Consider the following 18,802-nt stretch of genomic DNA (forward strand, 5'->3'; position numbering starts at 1 on the left):
TAGAGCTCAACGCCAGGACCCTCAGACTGTTCCGAGGTTCGGCTACTCGATGGGGCCGCGGGGATTTGAACCCCGGACCACGAGGGCCCAAGCCTCGCATCCTGCCAGGCTAGACGACGGCCCCCATAGGAGCCCGGTGCCCCGGAGCCTTAAAATCGTTCTCAACGAGCACTCGGAGGCTCGAGCTCGGTGAGCTAGGTGCGCGGCCGCCTCCTGGGCCCGGTGATGCTAGTCCTCGCGTCGCTGCTCTGGGGCTCGAGCTTTCCCACCATAAAAGTACTGATGAGCTCCGTAGACCCGGCGACGTACGTGTGGCTGCGAGGGCTCTTCTCGACTCTCCTCCTGGCCCCCTACGTGGCTTGGAGAGCCGTCAGAGGAGGGCTCGACCGATCGGCCCTAAGGGGAGGGCTGAGGGCCGGAGCGGCCTACACGGCCGGGCTCTGGCTCCAGGGGTGGGGCACGGCTTACACGACGGCCTCGAACTCCGCCTTCATAACGGCCCTCCACGTCGTCTTCGTCCACGCCTACGTAGCATTGGTCTCGCGTAGATACGGAGCCCGGCTGGGCTTAGCTCTCGTCGCCTGCGTGATCGGGGCCTACATGTTGACGGGCCCGTCGACTGGTCTCAACCGCGGAGACCTGCTAGTTCTCATCGGCTCGCTCGGCTGGGCCGCTCAGGTGATCCTGGTCTCGAGGTACTGTCGAGGAGATCCTCTGCAGTTCGTCTTTGCTCAGTTCCTCGCGTCGATCTCGCTCGCTGCGCCAGACCTCCTGAGAGGAGGACCCGAGCCTCTATCGCCGATCGACGTCGCTCTGCTCTTCTACTTGGCCGCCGCCTCGGGCGTCGGGGCCTTCGCGCTCCAGGTGGTGGGGCAGAGGAGCGTAGATCCCGCGGCGGCCTCCGTGATATTTCAACTGGAGCCGGTTTTCGCGGCCGCTCTGGCGAGGCTCGCGATTGGAGAGACGATGAGTTGCATGCAGATGGCCGGAGCGACCCTCATAGTGTTCTCCACAATGCTGGTCGGCGCGTTCGACCGAGAGCTCAGCGCGCGAGCGCGATCCTCAGAGCCTCTCGAACCGACGCCCCGAGGGGCTCGCCCAGCGCTCTTCTCGTGAGTCTGCAGAACGAGCACTCTCTGCTCGACGACAGCGAGCCGCACGTCGAGCACGTCGAGGCCTCGAGCTTAGCCCTCTCCTCGATCGGTCCCGAGAGCCTCCTCAGGAGCCTCGCCCTGGAGCCCGGCGCCCTCTCCTCGATCCTCGAGACGAACTCTTTGATCAGCTGCTCCACCGAGTCGAGGGGCTTGAGGGGGCACTCCTCCCAGACCACGGGGAGGCCCGTCAGCAGAGCGTAAGTCCTGGACTCGTGCTCGGACACCTCGAAGAGGGGCCTCAGCCTCCCCGCCGCCCCGAGCGCGGGAGGACTCGCAGGCCTGAGCTTCTCGCTGTACTCGGACCCCCCGACGAACAGCCCCTTGAGGTAATACGCCACCACGTCGTCGGCGTTGTGACCCGTCGCCACGTAGTCGAATCCTCCCGCAAGAGCGGCGGCGTTGAGCAAGTACCTCTTTAGGAGCCCGCAGACGCTACAGGTCGGCCTCTTCGCGGCTCTCGAGAGCTCCGGGACTCCCAGGCCTCTCAGGAGCTCTCTGGCTCTCGCCACGACCGTCTCGAGTCCTAGGAGTCGGCCGAGCTGCCGAGCCGCTCCAGCGCAGGCCTCGGAGTACCCCCCTATGCCCAGCTCGAGGTGAATGAGGGAGACTTCGAGGCCCAGCTTATCGGAGAGCGAGGCCAGCGCGTGGGCGGCCACGGCGCTGTCCTTCCCGCCGGACACCGCCACGAGGACTCTCTCGCGCCTCCTCCCCGCTCCTATCGCGCGGCGCACGATCTTCTCGATTCTTCTCTGGACGCGCTCCACGTAGTGCTGAGCGCAGAGTGCTTCGCGCGAGGCGTCGTCCACGGCTACAGCCGCTGAGCCGCAGACGGAGCAGGGCCTCCTCACGGCTCGGCCCTCGGCCCGCTTTCCTCGGCCCGCTCTACCTCCATCGGCATGGATAGGAACGCCGCCAACGCTAAGACGGTCGCGGCTACGATAATCGGGGCTCCAATCAAGGTCACGACGAGGAGAGCTCCGATGAAGTACAACAGACCAGCCGTCGAGAAGAGCTTCACCCCTGTCGCCGCGGCCGCTCCATCGAGAGACTTCTTGAGGAGCCAGCCGGAGACGCTCAGCGACAGCCACAGAGCGACCAGCGCCGCCGCGGCCGCGCTGGCGGCCGCGATGATCGAGAGCGAGCGATCGTGCTTCGCGATATCGATGAGAGTCGCCAAGCCGAGAGAGAGGGCCGTGACGGCCCCCGCCGCCCCGACGGCCACGCCCGCTAGGAAGTCTCTGAGGATCCTCGGCCTACCCGACGCGTCGGACAAACGCTTTAGCGCCAAGCCGATGCAGAGCAGGCCGACTACTATCGAGATGACCCCCGAGGCCGCCGCGAGCAGGCTCAGGAGCATTAGCGACCCCAATAGCAGTAGCGCGGATCCCGCCACGCCTAGCGCTTTGGCCTCGCGGAGGCTCGAGCGAGCTCGGCTCACCTCTTCGCCCCCGGAGGGATCTCGGGCGAGCGGAGCTATATAGCGATGAGGGGCCCCCTTGGAGGCGTCAGAACGAAGCGCGGCACTTTGCTTTTAGTAAAGCTAACTTAATAGATAGATTTATTAAGGAGTGAGTTCGCATGACAACTAGGGCGAGCAGCTTGAGGTCCCCCGAAGTTCAGGAGGCCCTGCTCTCGGCCTTCGCCGGAGAGTCCATGGCTCAGTCCAGGTACAGAGCGTACGCCGAGGTGGCCAGGCGAGAGGGCTACGTCAACTTAGCGAGAATATTCGAGGGCATAGCCTTCGCCGAGCAGATCCACGCCAGGAACCACCTCGGAGCCTCGGAGCAGACCTCGTATCCTCAGAGAGCCTGCGCGGGGACTCCGACTAGGCTCGGCACGACGTCGAGTAACCTGGAGCTCGCCATAGCCGGAGAGCTCTACGAGGTAAACACAATGTACCCCTCCTTCATTGGCTTGGCGAGGGAGAGAGGCGACGAGGAGGCCGCGAGGACTTTCTCGCTTGCCCTCGAGGCCGAGAGGGTCCACGCGTCGATATACAAGTGGGCCAAAGAGCACGTCGACCGAGGGCAAGACGTCCCCCTCGAGGGAGTGTGGATCTGCGAGGGGTGCGGCCATACGCACCTCGGCAGGACCCCGCCGGCTAAGTGCCCCCTCTGCGGATCAGAGAGGTATCTTTCTTTCTAAAAATTTTAAAAATTTTTGTGTTATATGTCATCTACCGGCTCCCTGTAGGTAGGCCCTGGCCACGGGGCCCGTCACGGTATCGAATCACCGAGCCGTTGAGCTGCCCGTCGTCCAGGAAGTCTATCGTGTCGTAGATGACCTGCTTCACGTACCTCGGGTTGCGGACGAAGGCTCCTGGCTCGTGAGCGAACAGGTTGAGGTTGAAGCCGCTCCTAGCGCGTCTCTATCGGGCCAGGCGGTGAAGGCGTTAGCCGTGACGTGTTGAGCTGGATCTGGCGTCTTGTAGAAGCACGGATAGGCCCCAATGTTGTAGTAGATGCCCTTCCCGGCGAGGAGCTGCTCGACCACTTTCGGCGAGGCCTCGTAGCCTTTCACGGCGTCGTTTAGCGCGCTCAAGAGCTTCTGCTTGTCGGCGTGGCACTTGGAGCAAACCGTGTCGAAGGCCTTCACGTCGATTACTCCACCGGCGTCCTCCACTACGGCGATAAAGGTGCGATTGGCCCTCGGCATGTGGCAGGAGATGCAGGTGTTCTCGATGAGGGCGTGAGAGTTGAAGGTCGCGTAGGGCCTCCCCTCGTGCATCGGTTATCCGGGAGCGGGGTCGCAACGTTGCAGAGCAGGTAGATCTTGCCCGGATTCCTCAGCGCGTAGGTCCCGTCCTCGACTCTGTGACAGGTCCAGCAGTACAGCGGCCCCCTATTGCCTGCTCAGAAAGAGCGTGTTGTTGGCTGGGTTATAGGCGATGGGTTGTTTGCTCGGTTGGCGAAGCCCTTCCACGTGTGATGCTGCTGGCAGGCCGCTCTGGAGGGACCCTTGAAGTCATAGTCCACGAAGGCCGGCGCCCCATCCTCTGTCACCGCGACCGCGATGTTTCGTTCCTTAGCCTCCGGCAGGTACCTGCCGTGGGCCGAGCGGCCCCACTCGGCGAGCATCGGGGCAGCCCGAGGAACGAAGTGGCAGCCCCGCAACCTCACATTGGGTTTACATTCATCCCCTCTATTTCACTGGTTCTAGGGTCATCGAAACGCGGTGCGATCGCTGTCCTGAACATCGAGCTTATCCTCCACGGCCTTATCAATTGAGTTTCAGCCCCGGCGTCACGATGACCGTGGTCATCCTAAGCCCCGTCCTCGTAAAGGTTGCCGGGGTTACCGTCTCCTGTCAGGCCATGTAGGTAAATGCTCCAACCACTAGGAGCAGGACGGCGATCAGCGCCGAGAGGGCTCCTCTCCGCCGCGCTCTCCCCTTCTCCGATGACATGCGAACGCGTCATAACATAGAGACCTGTCCTGCGCCTCACCGAACGGCTAGTCCGCCCTCTCTCGATCACGATCAACGAGCGAGAGCTGCGAGAGGGGAGAAAAAGTTAGGGGCTTTCGGGCTCAGCGCCACCTGGCCAGCTCTACGAGATTATTGGGCCAGGGAGCCAGCGTGAATCTCTTGAGCCAGCTCTCGTCCACGTCGAGCCTCTTGTAAGTCTCGATGATTCTGTCCACGAGCTCCTTCGGTATTCTGCCCTGAGCGGCAGCCGGGCAGTCGAGGTCCAGGTAAGCTACCTTCTCTCTCCTCTCGATATCGTAGTAGAGCAGAATGGGCCAGGTCCTGCAATCATAGGGCCTCCTCGGGTAGATCGTGCACCAGCCGCGCTGATCCAAGAAGGGGCACTGCTTCCCGCGAGGCGATCCTAGGGTCCTGACTCTGCCCTCGGGGGTCTCGACCTCGTCCGAGAAATCGGCGAACTCGTGCTCCTCGTCCGGCAGGAGAACCGCGTAGAACCTCTTGCAGCAGTTCTCGCGACAATCTCTGCAGATCTCCCCGAAGTCTACGAAATCGAAATATTTCCTGAGGTCTCGCATACGCGGATTATGCGCTCCTCGAGGCGCTGATCGAGGGAGGGAGCGGGGGCATTAATTTGCGTTGTGGCGCGCCCGCCGAGCGAGCGTCTCAGAGCGGGGTGGCGAGCCTGGCTCTCCCCATAGCCGTTGGCCTGGTCAACGAGTCAGTGCTCAGCCTCGTCGCTCTGGCGACGCTATCCCGCGTATCGGTCGCGGCAGTCGCGGCGGCGGGAGCGGTGTCGTATCTCTTCGCGCTCCTCGGCGCTCTCTCGCAGGTCTTCATGAATGGCGTCATGGTGCTCGCCTCGCAGGCTCTCGGGGCTCGCAGAGAGGGCGTGGCGAGCAGAGTGATCGGGGAGACCCTGAGCTTCTCCACGGCGGCGTCCCTCCTCGTGGTGTGCTCGTCTCCCCTATGGCTCGAGGGCTATCTGTGGGTCGTATCGAGAGGAAACAGCGAGGTTGTCGACGTCGGGCTGAGGTACGCGTCGGCGAGGATCCTCTCGGCACCGGCCACGATGGTCGGCTCCGTGTTGAGCGCGGCCTACAGGTGCGGCGGCAGGCCCTGGCCCGCGGCGCTGAGCTCCGTCGTCTCCGCTGCCGCGGGATCGATCCTGATCCCCGGCCTAGCGCTCGGGTGGGCCGGGCTCGAGCCCATGGGGGCGCTCGGCGCGGGCCTGGGAGCATCGCTCGCGAGCTACGTCGGTCTGGCCTCCTACGCTCTCTTCGAGCCGCCGATTCCGATCAGGCCCTCGATTAGGCCGGGCAGGCTAGCCCTCGCCGCGGTGGCGACAGGATCTCCCCTCGCGGCCGAGAGGCTCGCGGCAAGCGCGGCTCAGAACGTCTATATCAATGCCGTGGCGCGGGGGGGCACCGAGGCTCTGGCGGCTCACAACATAGGCGTGACCGTGGAGATGCTGATCATCCAGCCGAGCTTCGCCGTGGGCCTGGCGACGCTCATCGAGGCTGGGCGAGCGGTGGGAGCCGCGAGTCCCGAGAGCGCCTCGAGAGTCGTCAGAGAAGGGGCCAAGATCGGGGTCGCGTGGATGGGCGCGGCCGCAGCGCTCTTGGCGTCTCTCTCGCCTCTCGTCGGGGGGATCTTCGTCGATGACCCCCTCGTCGAGAGGCTCACGATGATCTATCTGCTAATGGCGGCTGCCAGCGAGGTCGGTCTCGGTCTCAGCTCCGCGATCTTCGGGGCGATCCGTGGAATGGGCAGAGTAGAGCTTCCCACTTTGATAACGATCGCGTCGGTGGTGCTATTGAGAGCTCTGCCTGCGCAGATCCTAGCAGCGAGCCACGGAGCTCCCGGGGCGTGGGCTACTCAGATAACGGACTGCTATGGGCGAGCTCTGCTCGGCTTAGCCGCCTGGAGGCTGCTGGGCACCGGGAGGCTCGCTAGGAAGCTGGTGGAGGGGCCGGGGACGCCTAGTCCACCGTCGTGAAGCCTACGTCCTCGACGAGCAGGTAGGGGCAGAGCGTCGGTATGTCGGCGTCCCACCACTCTATGGGCCACCGCTCAACCGTGGCGCCTCTTATCTTAGAGAGGAGACCTGGTAGCGTGTCAACGATCCTCGCCCTCTCGATCAATCCAGCGAGCTCGCCACTCTTCACGTATATCAGCGCGTCTCTCGTCACGGTGCTGAAGCTGCCCTCGATCGCGTTCTGGATCCTGGTGTACCAGTTGTTCGTCACGATAAGCCCCTCGCGCATTTCCCTCACAGCCTCCTCGAGCTCCCAATCGCCGGGAGCCACCTCGAGGTTCCAAGGCCTCGGCTCGATCCAGCCGGCGTTCGCCGTCGACCTCGCTCCCCGCTTGGCCGCCGTCCTAAAGTTGTGCAACAGGCTCCTCAGGGTCCCTCTCTCAATGATCGGCTTATCGCGCGTGGCGAGCCCCTCGTCATCGAACGAGGCTGCGTTCGGAAGATCGGCGTTCCTCGGGGCATCGATGAGCGTGAACTCCTCGCTCGCCACGACGTCGCCCGGGCTTCGATCAGCGAGAAAGCTGAAGCCGAGGTCGATCGCCAGAGCGCTCGCTGCCCCCGCCACGTAGTTGACGAGGTTCGCCACGACCATCGGAGACAGGAGCGCCGTCTTCCTGCCGGGCTCGACGCCGACGCGCGGTAGGGCGAGGCGCGAGAGCTCCAGAGCTCTCTCGAGCGATCTCTCGAGCAACTTCTCGTTCAGCTTGGTCGAGGTGAAGGCCCACTGCCCGCTGCACTTCTCCCCGAAGATCCTGAAGTAGCCGCCGAAGAACGTGCGGATATCCTCGCCCTCGAAGCCTCTCGAAGTGAGGAGGGCCCTCCTGACGATCCCGGCCTTCACCATGCCCGAGGCGCCGGACTCCCCGGCTCGCGCCGTCCCGAACACCAACTCGACGAGCTTCTTCGGCTCGCTCAGGACCTCCTCGACGCGGCCATCAAACGAGTCCCTCAGAGGCTCGTGGCGCTCAGGCTCCGGGAGCTCGACTCCGTAAAGTGACGGCTCCAGGAGCTCGATTTCTCTGGCCGTCTCCGAGGCCGCTCGCGCCACCTCCTCCGGGTCGGAGGAATCGACGAATAGCACAGCGAGCCTGCCGCTCCTTCCAACGTAGAGGCCAACCGAGGTCCTTCTCCAGCTCTGAGCCACGCTGGGCTCCCCATCATATAGCTTCACCATCAGGCCGTCGATCTCCAAGACTAAGACCGCAACCTCATCGGCCACTTCGCGCAGAGAGCTCAGAATCTTCTCGCCGAGCCGCAGCGGCTCGCTCAACGAGGCTTCACGCAAATGCCCTCACCCTGACTCCTCTCACTCTGGCGTGCGGTCCTCCGGCCCATATCGGGACGCCCTGACTCGGCTCGCCCTTCCCGCACACCCCGGCGTGGAACTCAAGCTCTCGGCCCAGGGCATCTATATTCGAGTAGAGCTCGGCCGTGGTGAGCTCCATAGCGACGTTCCTAAGGGGATGCAGCAGCTCGCCCCCCCTCACGTAGTAGGCCTCGAGGCCGACGTATCTCTGAGTCCACCTCCTGTCGTCTATGTTCCACTCCATGTAGCTCCTCACGTAGATCCCCTCCTTCAATCCCTCGAGTAGCTCCTCGAGCGAGTGGTCCCCCGGCTCCATGTAAGTGTTGGCCATCCTGATTATCGGCTCGCCGACGTGGCTCGAGCTCCTGGCCGACCCGTTGCTCCCCACGCCGAAGACCGACCCAGTCCACCTGTTGTGGAGGAGCTCCTCGATCACCCCCCTCCGCATCAAGTATCTCTTCCTCGCTGGCACGGTCTCATCATCGTAGAGATAGAACCCGTTGCTTCCGGGTATGGTTGGGTCATCGACTACGCTGACGATCTCGCCGCCGAGCCTCGTGCCAATCGCGTCTCTTCCGGCGTAGCTCCTACCTCCCTGCGCTGCCTCTCTCCCCAAGATCCTATCGGCCTCGAGAGGATGACCGCAGGACTCGTGGACCGCCAGACCCACAATCTCGCTCCCGAGAACAACGTCGAATTTGCCAGAGGGAGGAGACCTGCCCTCGACGAGCACTCTCTCCAGTCTAATCAGCTCGTCGCTCAGCCTCTCGCTCAGTCTCCACGAGTCGAGCAGCTCTGGACCCCCCGAGGCCGAGAGCTCGTACCATCTATTGAGAGCCCCCTTCTCCGACGAGAGCGCCAGATTGTAGAAGTAGGAGCTCCTGGGCGTGTAGGACCGCACCATCCCCCCATCGCTGTTAACGATTAGTTTCTCCTCTACCCAAACGAGCACGTGCTGATATAGCACGCTGACCTTTACTCTCGAGGCAGAGCTCGAGACGCCGCTCCAGAGCTCCCTCGCGAGAGACGAGAGCTCTTCGCGAGAGACCGCGAGGGGGTCCTTCTTCGGCCTCACCGCGACGTCGGCTCTCCCCAGCCTCTCCCGCGAGAACTCGACGGGTCGTCTGACGTGCGCTGACAGCGCCCTGGCCGAGGAGTAGGCGGCCTCGGCCGCTCTCCTAGCCTCCTCTCTCGTCAGGCGGGAGGTCGACGTAAAGCTCAGGGCTCCGTCGACGATGACTCTGACGGCGAGCCCGAGAAATCTGCGAGCCTCGACTCCCACGAGTGACTCGTTCCTCGCGTGGAGCCCCGTTCCGACGATCGAGTGGACTCTGGCCTCCGCGTAATCCGCCCCGAGCTCGAGGGCTCTCTCCACGGCCAGCTCCGCTAGATCCTCCAAGAGCTTCGACCGCTACGGGGGTAGATCGCTCAAAGATAATAGAGTTTCAATAGCTTATGCTCTGGAGGGAGGGGCGATCGTGCCCGCGGCTCTCGAGGGGAAGCTGAAGGTCGATCGAGCGACTCTAGCCCAAATAGTGAGAGAGCTCAAGACGTGGAAGGCCCCGGCCACCACTCTGCTCTCGCTCTACGTCCCGCCCGGCAGGCCCGTCAGCGACGTGATCTCGTTGCTGAGGCAGGAGCTCAGCATAACGGATAACATAAAGCTCAAGAGGACGAAAGACGCCGTCCAAGCGGCTCTAACCATGGCTCTCGAGAGGCTCTCCATGATTCAGAAGATCCCCGAGAACGGCCTAGCCCTATTCTGCGGGAAAGACTCCGATAACAGGGACGAGATATGCGTAGCCTTCTCCCCGCCCGAGGCCGTTCGCGTCTTCTTCTACAGGACCGATAAGTGGTTCCATACTGAGTTCCTCGAGGACATGTTGGAGGAGAAGGAGCTCTACGGCTTGATAATCGTGGAGAGGGACGAGGCCACGATAGGCCTTCTGGCCGGTAACAGGATAACCGTCCTCGACGAGTTGGCCGACTACATTCCCGGCAAACACAGCAAAGGCGGGCAGAGCCAGAGGAGGTACGACAGAATAATCGAGCAGATGGTCGAGGACTTCTACAAGAAGGTGGCCGAGCGAGCCAAAGAGCTCCTGGAGCCCTACTTAGCGCAGGGGAGGCTGAGAGGCCTGCTGATCGGGGGACCTGGCTACAGTAAGAAGGACTTCGTGAGCGGCGAGTACCTCGACCACAGGCTGAGAGCTCTAGTCCTGCCGACGCTCATCGACGTGGCTTACCAGGGGGAGGTCGGGCTGAGGGAAATGGTGCTGAAGGCCGAGAACGTCATCCAAGGCAACAAGTACGCGCGGATCGTCAACAAGATCGAGGAGCTTAAGGTCCACATGGCGAGAGATGATGGACTGGCCGTCTTCGGGGAGAGCGAGGTCTCGAGCGCGATCGAGAGCAGGGTCCTCGAGACCCTGATCGTGGTCGAGGATCACCCCAAGCTAGAGGAGCTGAAGAGCAAGGCCTCGTCCTCCGGGGCTGAGGTGGTGATAGTACCGAGCAGCATCCCCGAGAACGAGTGGCTCTCGAGAGCCTTCGGGGGGGTCGCTGGCGTGCTCAGACTCAAAGCCCGGGGCGGCTCCTGAGCGGGGACTCTCGAGCTCAGATCTTCTCCTCGAGCGGGACCTCGAGCTTCAAAGTCGTTACGAGCTCCTTGTATCTGTTCCTCACCGTGACTTCGGTCACGCCGGCGACGTTGGCTATCTCCTTCTGAGTCCTCCTCTCGTTCTCGAGCAGGGTAGCCAGGTATATGGCGGCGGCCGCGAGGCCCGCCGGGTCCTTGCCGGCCGTTATGGCGTGCTCCCTAGCGGCCTCGATTATCTCGGCCGCCCTCTTCAGGACCCTACCGCTGAGGCCGAGGAGGCTGCCCATCCTGGGGAGGTAGTCCAGAGGATTGGCGAGAGGTACTCTTATCTGTAGCTCGCGCACCAGAAGCCTGTAGCATCTGGCGACCTCTTTTCTGTTAGACTTCGTGTGGAGGACTATTTCGTCTAAGGAGCGCGGAGCCCTCTTCAATCTGCAGGCCAAATATATCGCCGCGGCGACGACGCTCTCTATGCTCCTCCCCCTCACGAGGCCCCTCTCGACGGCTTTCCTGTAGATTATGGCTGCCTCCTCCTGAACCGACCTAGAGAGCCTGAGCTGATTGGAGAGTCTCTCGAGCTCGTTCATCGCCTGAGCCAGGTTCCTATCGATGCCGCTCTGTATTCTGCTCCTGATCTGCCACTTCCTATACCTGAGGAACTCGAGCCTCGTCTTTGGCTCGAGCCTCCTGCCGGTGGCGTCCCTGTCCCTCCAATCTATCATCGTACTGAGTCCTCTGTCGTGTATCGTGGGCGAGAGGGGGCCGCCCACTCTGCTCCTCTTCTCTTTCTCCTCAGGCGTGAACGCCCTCCACTCAGGGCCCTGCTGGACCAGCCTAGACTCTATGATCTCTCCGGTGGCGGCGCAGATGTATTCTCCTCTCTCTGGGTCGAAGACCACGGCGTCGGGCGGGCACTCCGCTGACTCGCTCTTCTCGGGCCGCTCTTCGGCTCTACTCACGGCTCACCAACCTCTAAGTAGAGCGGGATCGCAACCGCGATGCGAGATAGATTTAAAAGCGGCGTCGTGGCTCCTCGAATAAGCTTTTCGCGTCTTGACTTAAATTCATAATGTAAGTTTTTTATTTATAAAAATTCTATGATTTTCAGATAACAATGATGTTCTCCGGGGGGAAGCCCATCTCCTCCAGGATCTCGCGGACGGCCTGCCTGTGATCTCCCTGAAGCTCTATCCTCCCATCTTTAGCCGTTCCGCCGGTCGCTAGCCTAGACTTTAACTGAGAGGCGAGCTTCTTGAGGCTCAGCTCCCTCTCATCGAGGCCCTCGACGATGGTAACTTCTTTGCCAAACTTCCTCTTCTCGAGCCGAATCTTGATGATCTGCTGCTCTCGAGCTAGCTGCTCGCACAACTCCGGGGGAAGACCCGCGCATATCGCGCCGAGCTCGTCTCCGCTGCCCATTACCCTCTTTTGACCTCTCTCCACGCCCGCTTGCTCAGTTTCTGTTATCGACTCGGATATTTATTTGGCACGGTCCTCGCACTCGAGCGCTCCCCTCTCGTAACTGGACACTATATCGAGGATCTCCTCGGGCGAGCGAGCTCTCGCGCACACCTCCGCCTCGACCTGGTCGTCCCCGTAGAGTATGGGGAGGCCGGCCACGGCGAACGCCTCTCTGTCCCACACGCTGTCTCCAACGAAAGCTAGCTCAGAGCGGTTAGCCCTCATCCTCTCGGCAACCTCCAACAGGACCCTCCCCTTGCCGCCCGCCTCGACCCTCGGAATACCCCCCGGTACCAGGCGACCGCGCGAGTCGAAGACGAGCAGGCTGGAGTGCCACTCGTCGGCTTTGACTCTCTTGGCTATCTTCTCGACGAGGACGCTGACGCCGCAGCTCACTATGACGATCTTCCTCCCCTCAGATCTCAGCCTCTCGATAACGTCGAGGAAGCGTGGATCCACGTCGACCCTCTCGAAGACCTTCTCTAGGTCTCTCCTGCTCGCGGTCCCCCCGCTCGCTTTGAGCCAGAGCAGCGTGGATAAATAGAGCCAGTCGTAGTAATCTATCTCGCCTCTCCGAAACATGAGAGCGAGCTCCTCTGCCTCTCTCAGCACTCCGAACCGAGCGTGGACTAGGTCCCAGCTGTTCTTGTGAGGCACCAAGACTCCGTCCATGTCGAAGGCGACGATCTTCACTTTTCTCGGCGTCGTTGAGCTCAACGCGCGGCTCTGCTCCCTTCAGCTTATAGCCCTCCGCCGCGCTAATAAGCGCTGAATCCGCAATGACGAGCTTGCCCCACGTCGGGGCCGGGCGACCTAGCGGATGAGTGCGCGGCGGCTGTCTGAGCGGCGGTGATGCTCCTTGCGCGCGGCGGCCGTATTGGGAGCCTCCGGGTACGCGGGCGGGGAGCTCCTGAGGCTCCTCGCTCTCCACCCCGAGATCGAGGTGAAGAAGGTCTACTCGAGGACCTACAGCGATAAGCCGGTCTATTATGCTCACCCCCACCTGAAGGGCTTCTACGCCAATCTCAGGTTCGAGAACCCGAGCGGGGGGTCACTCCCAGATGTCGACGTGGTCTTCAACGCCTTGCCGCACGGCGAGGGCATACACATCACGGCCAAGTTCGCCGAGGTCGGCACAATAGTCGTCGACCTCAGCGCGGATTACAGGCTCAAGGACCCCGAGAAATATAAGGTCTGGTACGGCTTCGAGCACCCGTACCCCGACCTGCTTTCCAAGTTCGTCTACGGGCTACCCGAGCTGAATCGAGAGGAACTCCGAGGGGCTAAGCTCATAGCATCGCCCGGCTGCAACTCCACGGCGGCTCTGCTGGCCGCGGCCCCCCTCATCAAAGAGGGGATCGCGGACCTAAGCACTCTGATTATAGATGTCAAGGTGGGGAGCAGCGAGGCGGGCAGGAGGCCCTACGAGGGGAGCCACCACCCGGAGAGGGAGGGCGCCATAAGACCGTACGAGGCCTGGGGGCATAGACACCTCGAGGAGTTCCTCCAAGAGGCGTCGAAGCTCGCCGGAGGGAAGAGGATGAGAGCGTCGCTGATTCCGCACGCCGTCTCCAGCGTGCGGGGGGCGCTCGCGAGCGTCCACTCCTGGCTCGCGGTAGACGTAGACGAGAAGGAGCTGTGGAAAGCCTACGCCAGATTCTACCGGGGATCCCCGTTCATCAGAATAACCTATGCCACCCCTCATAAGCTACCCGACGCTAAGAACGTCGTGGGCAGCAACTTCGCCGACGTGGGCTTCGCCTTGGAGAGTTACACCTCGAGGGTCTCGGGATTCGCCGCCATAGACAACTTAGTCAAGGGGGCCTCGGGTCAGGCCATTCAGGCTCTCAACGTGGCTCTGGGCCTCGACGAGACCGCGGGGCTCGTGCTGCCCCCGGTGAGGCCTGCTTAGGTGAGCTCAGCGTGACGATAGTAGTTAAAGTCGGCGGGAGGGTCCTGAAGAGCAACTTCGAGAGACTCTTAGACTCTCTGGCCGCAGCGTGGAAATCTGGGACCAGGCTTGTCTTCGTTCACGGCGGGGGAGACCAGGTCACCGAGTTCTGCCAGAAGCTGGGCATTCAACCCAGATTCCTGGTCAGTCCCAGCGGCATTAGGAGTAGGTACACAAGCTGGGAAGAGCTCGAAGTCTACCTCATGGTCATGGCCGGCCTCGTCAACAAGAGGCTAGTGGCCGGCTTGCTGGCACGCGGGGTCAAGAGCGTGGGGCTGAGCGGGCTCGACGGAGCGCTCGTGATTGCCGAGAGGAAGAAAAAGCTGATAGCGGTCGACGAGAGGGGCAGGAAGATGTTGGTTGAGGGAGGCTACACGGGCAAGATAACGAGCGCGGACGCCTCGCTCATCGAGCGCCTCCTGGAGCTCGGCCACGTCCCCGTGATCGCGCCAATAGCCTACGGAGACGGCGTCCCCCTCAACGTGGACGGAGACCAGATGGCGGCCAGGCTCGCCGAGGCTCTCAGGACCGAGGCTCTCGTGTTGCTCACAGATGTGCCGGGAGTATTCGTGAACGGCTCCCTCGTCGAGAGGCTCTCGCCCTCCGAGGCCTCGCTGCTCGCCGAACGAGTGGGGCCTGGCATGAATAGGAAGCTCGCTCTGGCGGCCGAAGCCGTCTCGCGCGGCGTGGGCCGAGCCGTCATAGCCAGCGGCCTCACGGAGGACCCCATCGGGGAGGCCTTGAGAGGAGGTGGCACGGTGATTGTCGGAACGGAGCGACTCTAGCCCCCTGAGGCTCGACGAGAAGGACCTGGAGCTGTTGGAACTCCTCAAGAGGAACTCGAGGATCTCTTACAGAGAGCTCGCCGAGAGGCTCGGCGTCAGCAAGACCGCCGTGAAGAAGAGGGTCGATAAGCTCGTCGGCTCGGGCATCATCAAGAGATTCACCATAGAGTACGAGATCGCTCAAAAGGTCAAGGCGGTAGTGCTACTCAAGGTCCTCCCAGGCTACGACGTCCCCGCCGTCGCTAAGAAGATCGCCGAGCTGGACATGGCAGATCAAGTCTACGAGGTGGCCGGAGAGTACGACGTGGTGGTCGTGGCATCGACGCCGAACATTCAGACAATAAATAAGCTCGTGGACTCCCTCAGAAGGACCGAGGGAGTGGCCTCGACTAATACTCTCATCGTTTTGAGAGCTTGGTGAGGCCCGGCTCTCTCGCGCCGCGACTCTCACCGCTCATCGCTCCTCGCGAGCCAGAGGAGAGAGGCCAGAGAGAGGGCCTCGACTAACGCGACATAGAGGAGCAGCGAGGATTCGCGACTCAGGAGGGAAGAGAAGACGAAGCCCCCGGCTGACCACGAAGCCCCCGTCATTAGGCCGAAGGTGCCATAGGCCATCGATCTGTCGCGCGGCTCCACGAGATCCGCGACGGCCGCTCTCATGTTGGTTTCGTAGAGACCCATCACTACCCCCCAGAGGGCTCCGACGACGTAGAGAGAAGCCGAGATCTCCGAGCGAAACATGAAGAGGGGGATCAGAGTGACGAGCAAGGGAGCAGGGGTGAGGCTCTTCAGGCCGAGCTTATCGTACATAATGCCAGCCGGCAGAGCTACTAGCGCGTCGACCGCCATGGCCACGGAGTACGCGAGGGCTATATCAGACGCAGAGGCAAGTTTCTCCGAGGCTATGTACATCGACGCGATGGACCAGTGAATATAGCCAGCCAGAAGCAGAGAGGACGACGCCGTGTAGAGCCAGAACCTCCTCGGGAGGCCTCTGAGGCCAGCGGACGGCGCGGACCCGCGATCCACAGACTTTATCTTGGGATACATCAGTGCGGCCGCGGCGACGAGTCCCACTGACGCCGCGGCCGGCAGCGAGAGGGACAAAAACGCCAGGGAGTAGCCGCCCGCGTTCAAAGCCCGAGAGACCGCCAGGGGACCGGCGAAGGCTCCCACCTGATCTAATACCTCGTGGATCCCAAAGCCCTTGCCCCGCCCAATGCTCGAGGAGACCTCGGCCAGTATCGTCTCTCGAGCCGGGGTTCTGAGCCCCTTGCCCACTCTCTCGGCCAGGTACAACGCCACGGCGATTTCCCACTGACCGGCGAAAGCCAAGAGAGGCACGACGACGAGGTTGACGGCGTAGCCCGCTATCACGATTGCCCAGAGCACAGTCGATGACATGAATGCCGCGGCTACGTAGCCTCCCAAAAATCTCATCGCGTAGCTCAGGAGCTCTCCGCTCCCGACGATAGCTGCCATCAATGGGGCGGCGCCGAGGCTCTCGAGAAACGGCCCGCTGACGGACCTAGCCCCCTCGTAGGCCACGTCGGCCGTTAGCGAGACCAGGCCCAGGAGCAGGAGCACAGCCAGCTCTCTCCTCATCGAGAGCGGCGACCTCCGCGTTCGCGCGAAACGCTTCCCCGACTAAAAACCTGCGTGAGCCTGCCGGTCGAGCAGCGAGCTTCCCGGAGCTTCGAGTCCCGCGGCTAGCTTTTTTGGGTCAATTCGAGCCTACGAACTCTCGGGGCTTGGGGATCGCCGCGCATGTACAGAGACCGCGTGGAGTACTCGGAGAGCGTTCTCGAGATCGCGTGGAGAAGGGGAGACGTCGAGGTCAACGAGTCTAGATCGTCGGCTAGAGCCGTGAGGCTTGCCACAAATAGAGGCTGGGTCATCTGCTCGACGACGAGACCCGTGGCCTGGGACGTCCTAGAAGAAGAGGCCCTCCGTCTAGCGGGGAGCGAGAGAGCGGAGAGCTCGGCCGAGTTGGCCGAAGCCTCCCTCTACGTGGGCAGAGTGATGCTCGGCGAGAGCTCCGCCGATCCCCTGGGCGAGGGCATGAGAGCGGTCGACCTCGCCAGAGCTCTCTTGGAGGAGAAGGGCCTCACCGGCGAGGTTGTGCTAGTGTTCTCGGAGACCGAGAGGAGGTTGGAGCACCCGTCGGGCTCTGCCTCGGAGAGAAAGACCTTGAGCGAGCTCTACGTGTACGCCGACGCCAGGCTCGAGGGGTCTAGGGCCGTGGGCTCAGCTCACGCGGCGGTGCTGGGGCCTCCCTCGAAGATCTCCCCCAAGAGCGTGGAGTCTCTCGTCGAGAAGGCGGCGAGGAGGGCTCTCTGGGGCCTGAGAGCCAAGAAGCTGAGCCCCCTCGAGCGAGGCCCCAAGACCGTGCTATTGATGGGGGAAGCGAGTGCGGCCTTCTTCCACGAGCTCTCTCACCTCCTCGAGGCGGACGTCCCCGAGCATATCGCGCTCGGCACGCTCGTCTCGAGCAAGAGTCTGACCGTGTACGATGACCCCTTCGACCCCGAGAGCCCAGCCTCCGTGTTCTTCGACGACGAGGCCGTGTCGGCGAGGAAGAGGACGTTGGTAGAGGATGGAGTAGCGGTTGGCCTCCTCCACACGAGAGAGACGGCCTCTCTCCACGGCGACGCGCCGGGCTCAGCTCGAGGCCTCTTCCATAGGCCTAAAGCCATGCAATCGACGATAGTAGTCAGCTCCGGGGACAACTGGAGGGAGAGCGAGATAGTCGAGGAGACCAGGAGCGGGCTGCTGATCGATGGAGTCGTGGAGGCCGAGCTCCGCGGAGGCACGGTAAGGCTCGTCCCGGAGGAGGCGTGGATCGTGGCGAAGGGGGAGGTGAGAGAGCCGATCAAGCTGGAGGAGCTCAAGCTCCCCCTGCTCCACTCTCTCACGAGGATAGACGCGGTGGGGAGGGCCGCTTATCTGAGGGCCTCCTACGAGAAGAAGCATTTAGTGGCCGAGAGGGCTCCGTGGGTGAGGACCGTAGCCTACGTGGCCTGACCCTGCTCCAGTGCCCTCAGGTAGTCTAGAACGTCGGTCATCATCACCTTCGCCGTCCTCCAAGCGGGACCGGCGGGGCCCTCTAGGTAAATTATCTCGCCCTCCACCTCGATCGCCACCGCGTTCCTGGCGCCAGAGAGACGAGACATAGGGTCAGCGGCAGGCAGCTCTAAGGGGGTCACCTCGGCTCTCTCCCCCTCGACGTCGATGGAGGCCACGTATTTGACCCTCGCCCCCCGCCTGAGCGCGGCTCTCACCTCATCTTCGTCGACCGAGCTCAGAGGAGTCCTCCGCACTTCTCTCATCGTCATGCGCAGACCCAGCTCGCATCCTACTATGGCGATCTTCGCAGCCGGGTCGAGGCCCTCCAGGTCGATGGCCGGGTCTGGCTCGGTCAGGCCCTCCTGAGCCGCCCTGCTTACTGCGTCACCGTAGCTGAGGCCGCTCTCTATGAGTGTGAGCACGTAGTTGGTCGTCGCATTGAGCACGCCCAGCACGCGAGATACCTCCCTCCCTCTGAGCCCTCTCACGGCGTCGAGCACGGGCGTCCCGGCGGCGACCGTAGCTCTGTAGCCTACAAAGAGCCCCCTCCTCTCCGCTTCCCTTAGGAGACCCCAATAGTCTAGGGCGAGGCCCGTCTTGTCAGCCGTGACGACGCTTACTCCGAGCTCCACGAGGCCGCGATAGATGGAGAGGTTCGGCTCACCCGTCTCGTAGGAGGGGGGCAGAGCCACGAGAGCCAAGTCGACGTTGGCCTCTTCCACCGCGTCCAGCGCGCTCACCCCCGGGGCGAAGGACGGGTGAGCGTCGAGCCTCAGCCCTCGCTCTGAGAGCTCGAGCAATGACCTCAGGTCTCCCTCGCTCTGGACCATTACAGCCCCCCTCGACGAGGAGACCGCGGCCACCTCGACGCGGCCTCGGAAGCGCCGCTCTAGCTCGAGCAGAGCTCTCCGCCCCACTCCTCCGAAGCCGATGAGCGCGACTCTACTGACCAAGGCGCAGAGTTACCTCGGTTGAGGCTCTCGGCTGAGAGCATTATATTGGCGGCGAGCTCGAGCGTA

General features: G+C 62.7%; 19 protein-coding genes and 1 tRNA gene. 8 read left to right on the forward strand and 12 right to left on the reverse strand.

Annotated features, from left to right (window positions below):
• Positions 1-50: 50 nt before the first annotated feature.
• Positions 51-124, reverse strand: a tRNA-Pro gene (locus QXU97_03675).
• 74 nt (positions 125-198) lie between these two features.
• Here QXU97_03675 and QXU97_03680 point away from each other — a divergent pair.
• Positions 199-1,116: a DMT family transporter gene (locus tag QXU97_03680; protein ID MEM4035693.1), complete on the forward strand. Its 918-nt coding sequence runs from the start codon at positions 199-201 to the stop codon at positions 1,114-1,116.
• Here the strand turns inward: QXU97_03680 and QXU97_03685 are convergent.
• Positions 1,043-2,002, reverse strand: a complete 960-nt coding sequence (locus QXU97_03685; protein ID MEM4035694.1) for a tRNA 2-thiocytidine biosynthesis TtcA family protein — start codon at positions 2,000-2,002, stop codon at positions 1,043-1,045. The genes QXU97_03680 and QXU97_03685 overlap by 74 nt on opposite strands.
• Positions 1,999-2,592: a DUF996 domain-containing protein gene (locus tag QXU97_03690; GenBank protein ID MEM4035695.1), complete on the reverse strand. Its 594-nt coding sequence runs from the start codon at positions 2,590-2,592 to the stop codon at positions 1,999-2,001. Before QXU97_03690 ends, QXU97_03685 begins: the two co-directional genes overlap by 4 nt.
• Before the next feature lie 140 nt (positions 2,593-2,732).
• Between QXU97_03690 and QXU97_03695 the strand changes: the two genes are divergently transcribed.
• Positions 2,733-3,299 (forward strand): rubrerythrin family protein, encoded by a 567-nt coding sequence (locus tag QXU97_03695; GenBank protein ID MEM4035696.1) that lies wholly within the window; start codon positions 2,733-2,735, stop codon positions 3,297-3,299.
• 144 nt (positions 3,300-3,443) lie between these two features.
• Here QXU97_03695 and QXU97_03700 read toward each other — a convergent pair whose 3' ends face one another.
• Together QXU97_03700 and QXU97_03705 are read right to left on the reverse strand one after the other, a co-directional pair.
• Positions 3,444-3,881, reverse strand: a complete 438-nt coding sequence (locus QXU97_03700; GenBank protein MEM4035697.1) for a hypothetical protein — start codon at positions 3,879-3,881, stop codon at positions 3,444-3,446.
• Positions 3,882-4,681: 800 nt separating this feature from the next.
• Complete coding sequence (locus QXU97_03705; protein MEM4035698.1) at positions 4,682-5,155, reverse strand: YkgJ family cysteine cluster protein; 474 nt, start codon at positions 5,153-5,155, stop codon at positions 4,682-4,684.
• Positions 5,156-5,253: 98 nt separating this feature from the next.
• On the opposite strand from QXU97_03705, the gene QXU97_03710 reads away from it, so the two are divergent.
• On the forward strand, positions 5,254-6,576 hold the full coding sequence (locus QXU97_03710; GenBank protein ID MEM4035699.1) for an MATE family efflux transporter: 1,323 nt from the start codon (positions 5,254-5,256) through the stop codon (positions 6,574-6,576).
• Here QXU97_03710 and QXU97_03715 read toward each other — a convergent pair.
• A complete protein-coding gene (locus QXU97_03715) occupies positions 6,560-7,885 on the reverse strand; it encodes a TldD/PmbA family protein (protein MEM4035700.1) in 1,326 nt (441 codons plus the stop codon). The genes QXU97_03710 and QXU97_03715 overlap by 17 nt on opposite strands.
• A gap of 7 nt (positions 7,886-7,892) precedes the next feature.
• Positions 7,893-9,320 carry a TldD/PmbA family protein gene (locus QXU97_03720; protein ID MEM4035701.1) on the reverse strand — a complete coding sequence of 476 codons (1,428 nt, stop codon included), beginning with the start codon at positions 9,318-9,320 and terminating at the stop codon, positions 7,893-7,895.
• 79 nt (positions 9,321-9,399) lie between these two features.
• Here QXU97_03720 and prf1 point away from each other — a divergent pair, with 79 nt between their 5' ends.
• Entirely contained in the window at positions 9,400-10,521 is a 1,122-nt protein-coding gene (gene prf1, locus QXU97_03725; protein ID MEM4035702.1) for a peptide chain release factor aRF-1, read from the forward strand.
• Between the two features lie 16 nt (positions 10,522-10,537).
• Here the strand turns inward: prf1 and QXU97_03730 are convergent, their stop codons facing one another.
• The 3 genes from QXU97_03730 to QXU97_03740 all read right to left on the reverse strand — a co-directional run bounded on the left by QXU97_03730 (position 10,538) and on the right by QXU97_03740 (position 12,698).
• Positions 10,538-11,479 carry a transcription initiation factor IIB gene (locus QXU97_03730; GenBank protein ID MEM4035703.1) on the reverse strand — a complete coding sequence of 314 codons (942 nt, stop codon included), beginning with the start codon at positions 11,477-11,479 and terminating at the stop codon, positions 10,538-10,540.
• A gap of 145 nt (positions 11,480-11,624) precedes the next feature.
• On the reverse strand, positions 11,625-11,963 hold the full coding sequence (gene yciH, locus QXU97_03735) for a stress response translation initiation inhibitor YciH (GenBank protein MEM4035704.1): 339 nt from the start codon (positions 11,961-11,963) through the stop codon (positions 11,625-11,627).
• Between the two features lie 36 nt (positions 11,964-11,999).
• Positions 12,000-12,698: an HAD-IB family phosphatase gene (locus QXU97_03740; GenBank protein MEM4035705.1), complete on the reverse strand. Its 699-nt coding sequence runs from the start codon at positions 12,696-12,698 to the stop codon at positions 12,000-12,002.
• 142 nt (positions 12,699-12,840) lie between these two features.
• Here QXU97_03740 and argC point away from each other — a divergent pair, with 142 nt between their 5' ends.
• Genes argC through QXU97_03755 form a run of 3 tightly spaced genes read left to right on the forward strand, consistent with a single transcriptional unit; the run spans position 12,841 to position 15,138 of the window.
• Positions 12,841-13,893, forward strand: coding sequence for an N-acetyl-gamma-glutamyl-phosphate reductase (argC, locus tag QXU97_03745; protein ID MEM4035706.1), 1,053 nt, complete (start codon positions 12,841-12,843; stop codon positions 13,891-13,893).
• 11 nt (positions 13,894-13,904) lie between these two features.
• Positions 13,905-14,717 carry a [LysW]-aminoadipate/[LysW]-glutamate kinase gene (locus QXU97_03750; protein ID MEM4035707.1) on the forward strand — a complete coding sequence of 271 codons (813 nt, stop codon included), beginning with the start codon at positions 13,905-13,907 and terminating at the stop codon, positions 14,715-14,717.
• Complete coding sequence (locus QXU97_03755) at positions 14,695-15,138, forward strand: Lrp/AsnC family transcriptional regulator (GenBank protein MEM4035708.1); 444 nt, start codon at positions 14,695-14,697, stop codon at positions 15,136-15,138. The genes QXU97_03750 and QXU97_03755 overlap by 23 nt, the downstream gene beginning before the upstream one ends.
• Before the next feature lie 26 nt (positions 15,139-15,164).
• Here the strand turns inward: QXU97_03755 and QXU97_03760 are convergent, their stop codons facing one another.
• The gene (locus QXU97_03760) at positions 15,165-16,322 is read right to left on the reverse strand and encodes an MFS transporter (GenBank protein MEM4035709.1); all 1,158 of its coding nucleotides are present in this window, start codon (positions 16,320-16,322) and stop codon (positions 15,165-15,167) included.
• 162 nt (positions 16,323-16,484) lie between these two features.
• On the opposite strand from QXU97_03760, the gene QXU97_03765 reads away from it, so the two are divergent.
• Positions 16,485-17,741 (forward strand): TldD/PmbA family protein, encoded by a 1,257-nt coding sequence (locus tag QXU97_03765; protein MEM4035710.1) that lies wholly within the window; start codon positions 16,485-16,487, stop codon positions 17,739-17,741.
• On the opposite strand, the gene QXU97_03770 is transcribed toward QXU97_03765, so the two are convergent.
• Complete coding sequence (locus QXU97_03770) at positions 17,729-18,736, reverse strand: hypothetical protein (protein ID MEM4035711.1); 1,008 nt, start codon at positions 18,734-18,736, stop codon at positions 17,729-17,731. The genes QXU97_03765 and QXU97_03770 overlap by 13 nt on opposite strands.
• Between the last annotated feature and the right edge of the window lie 66 nt (positions 18,737-18,802).

The sequence above is a fragment of the Fervidicoccaceae archaeon genome (assembly GCA_038878695.1).
Lineage (GTDB): Archaea > Thermoproteota > Thermoprotei_A > Sulfolobales > Fervidicoccaceae > JAVZVD01.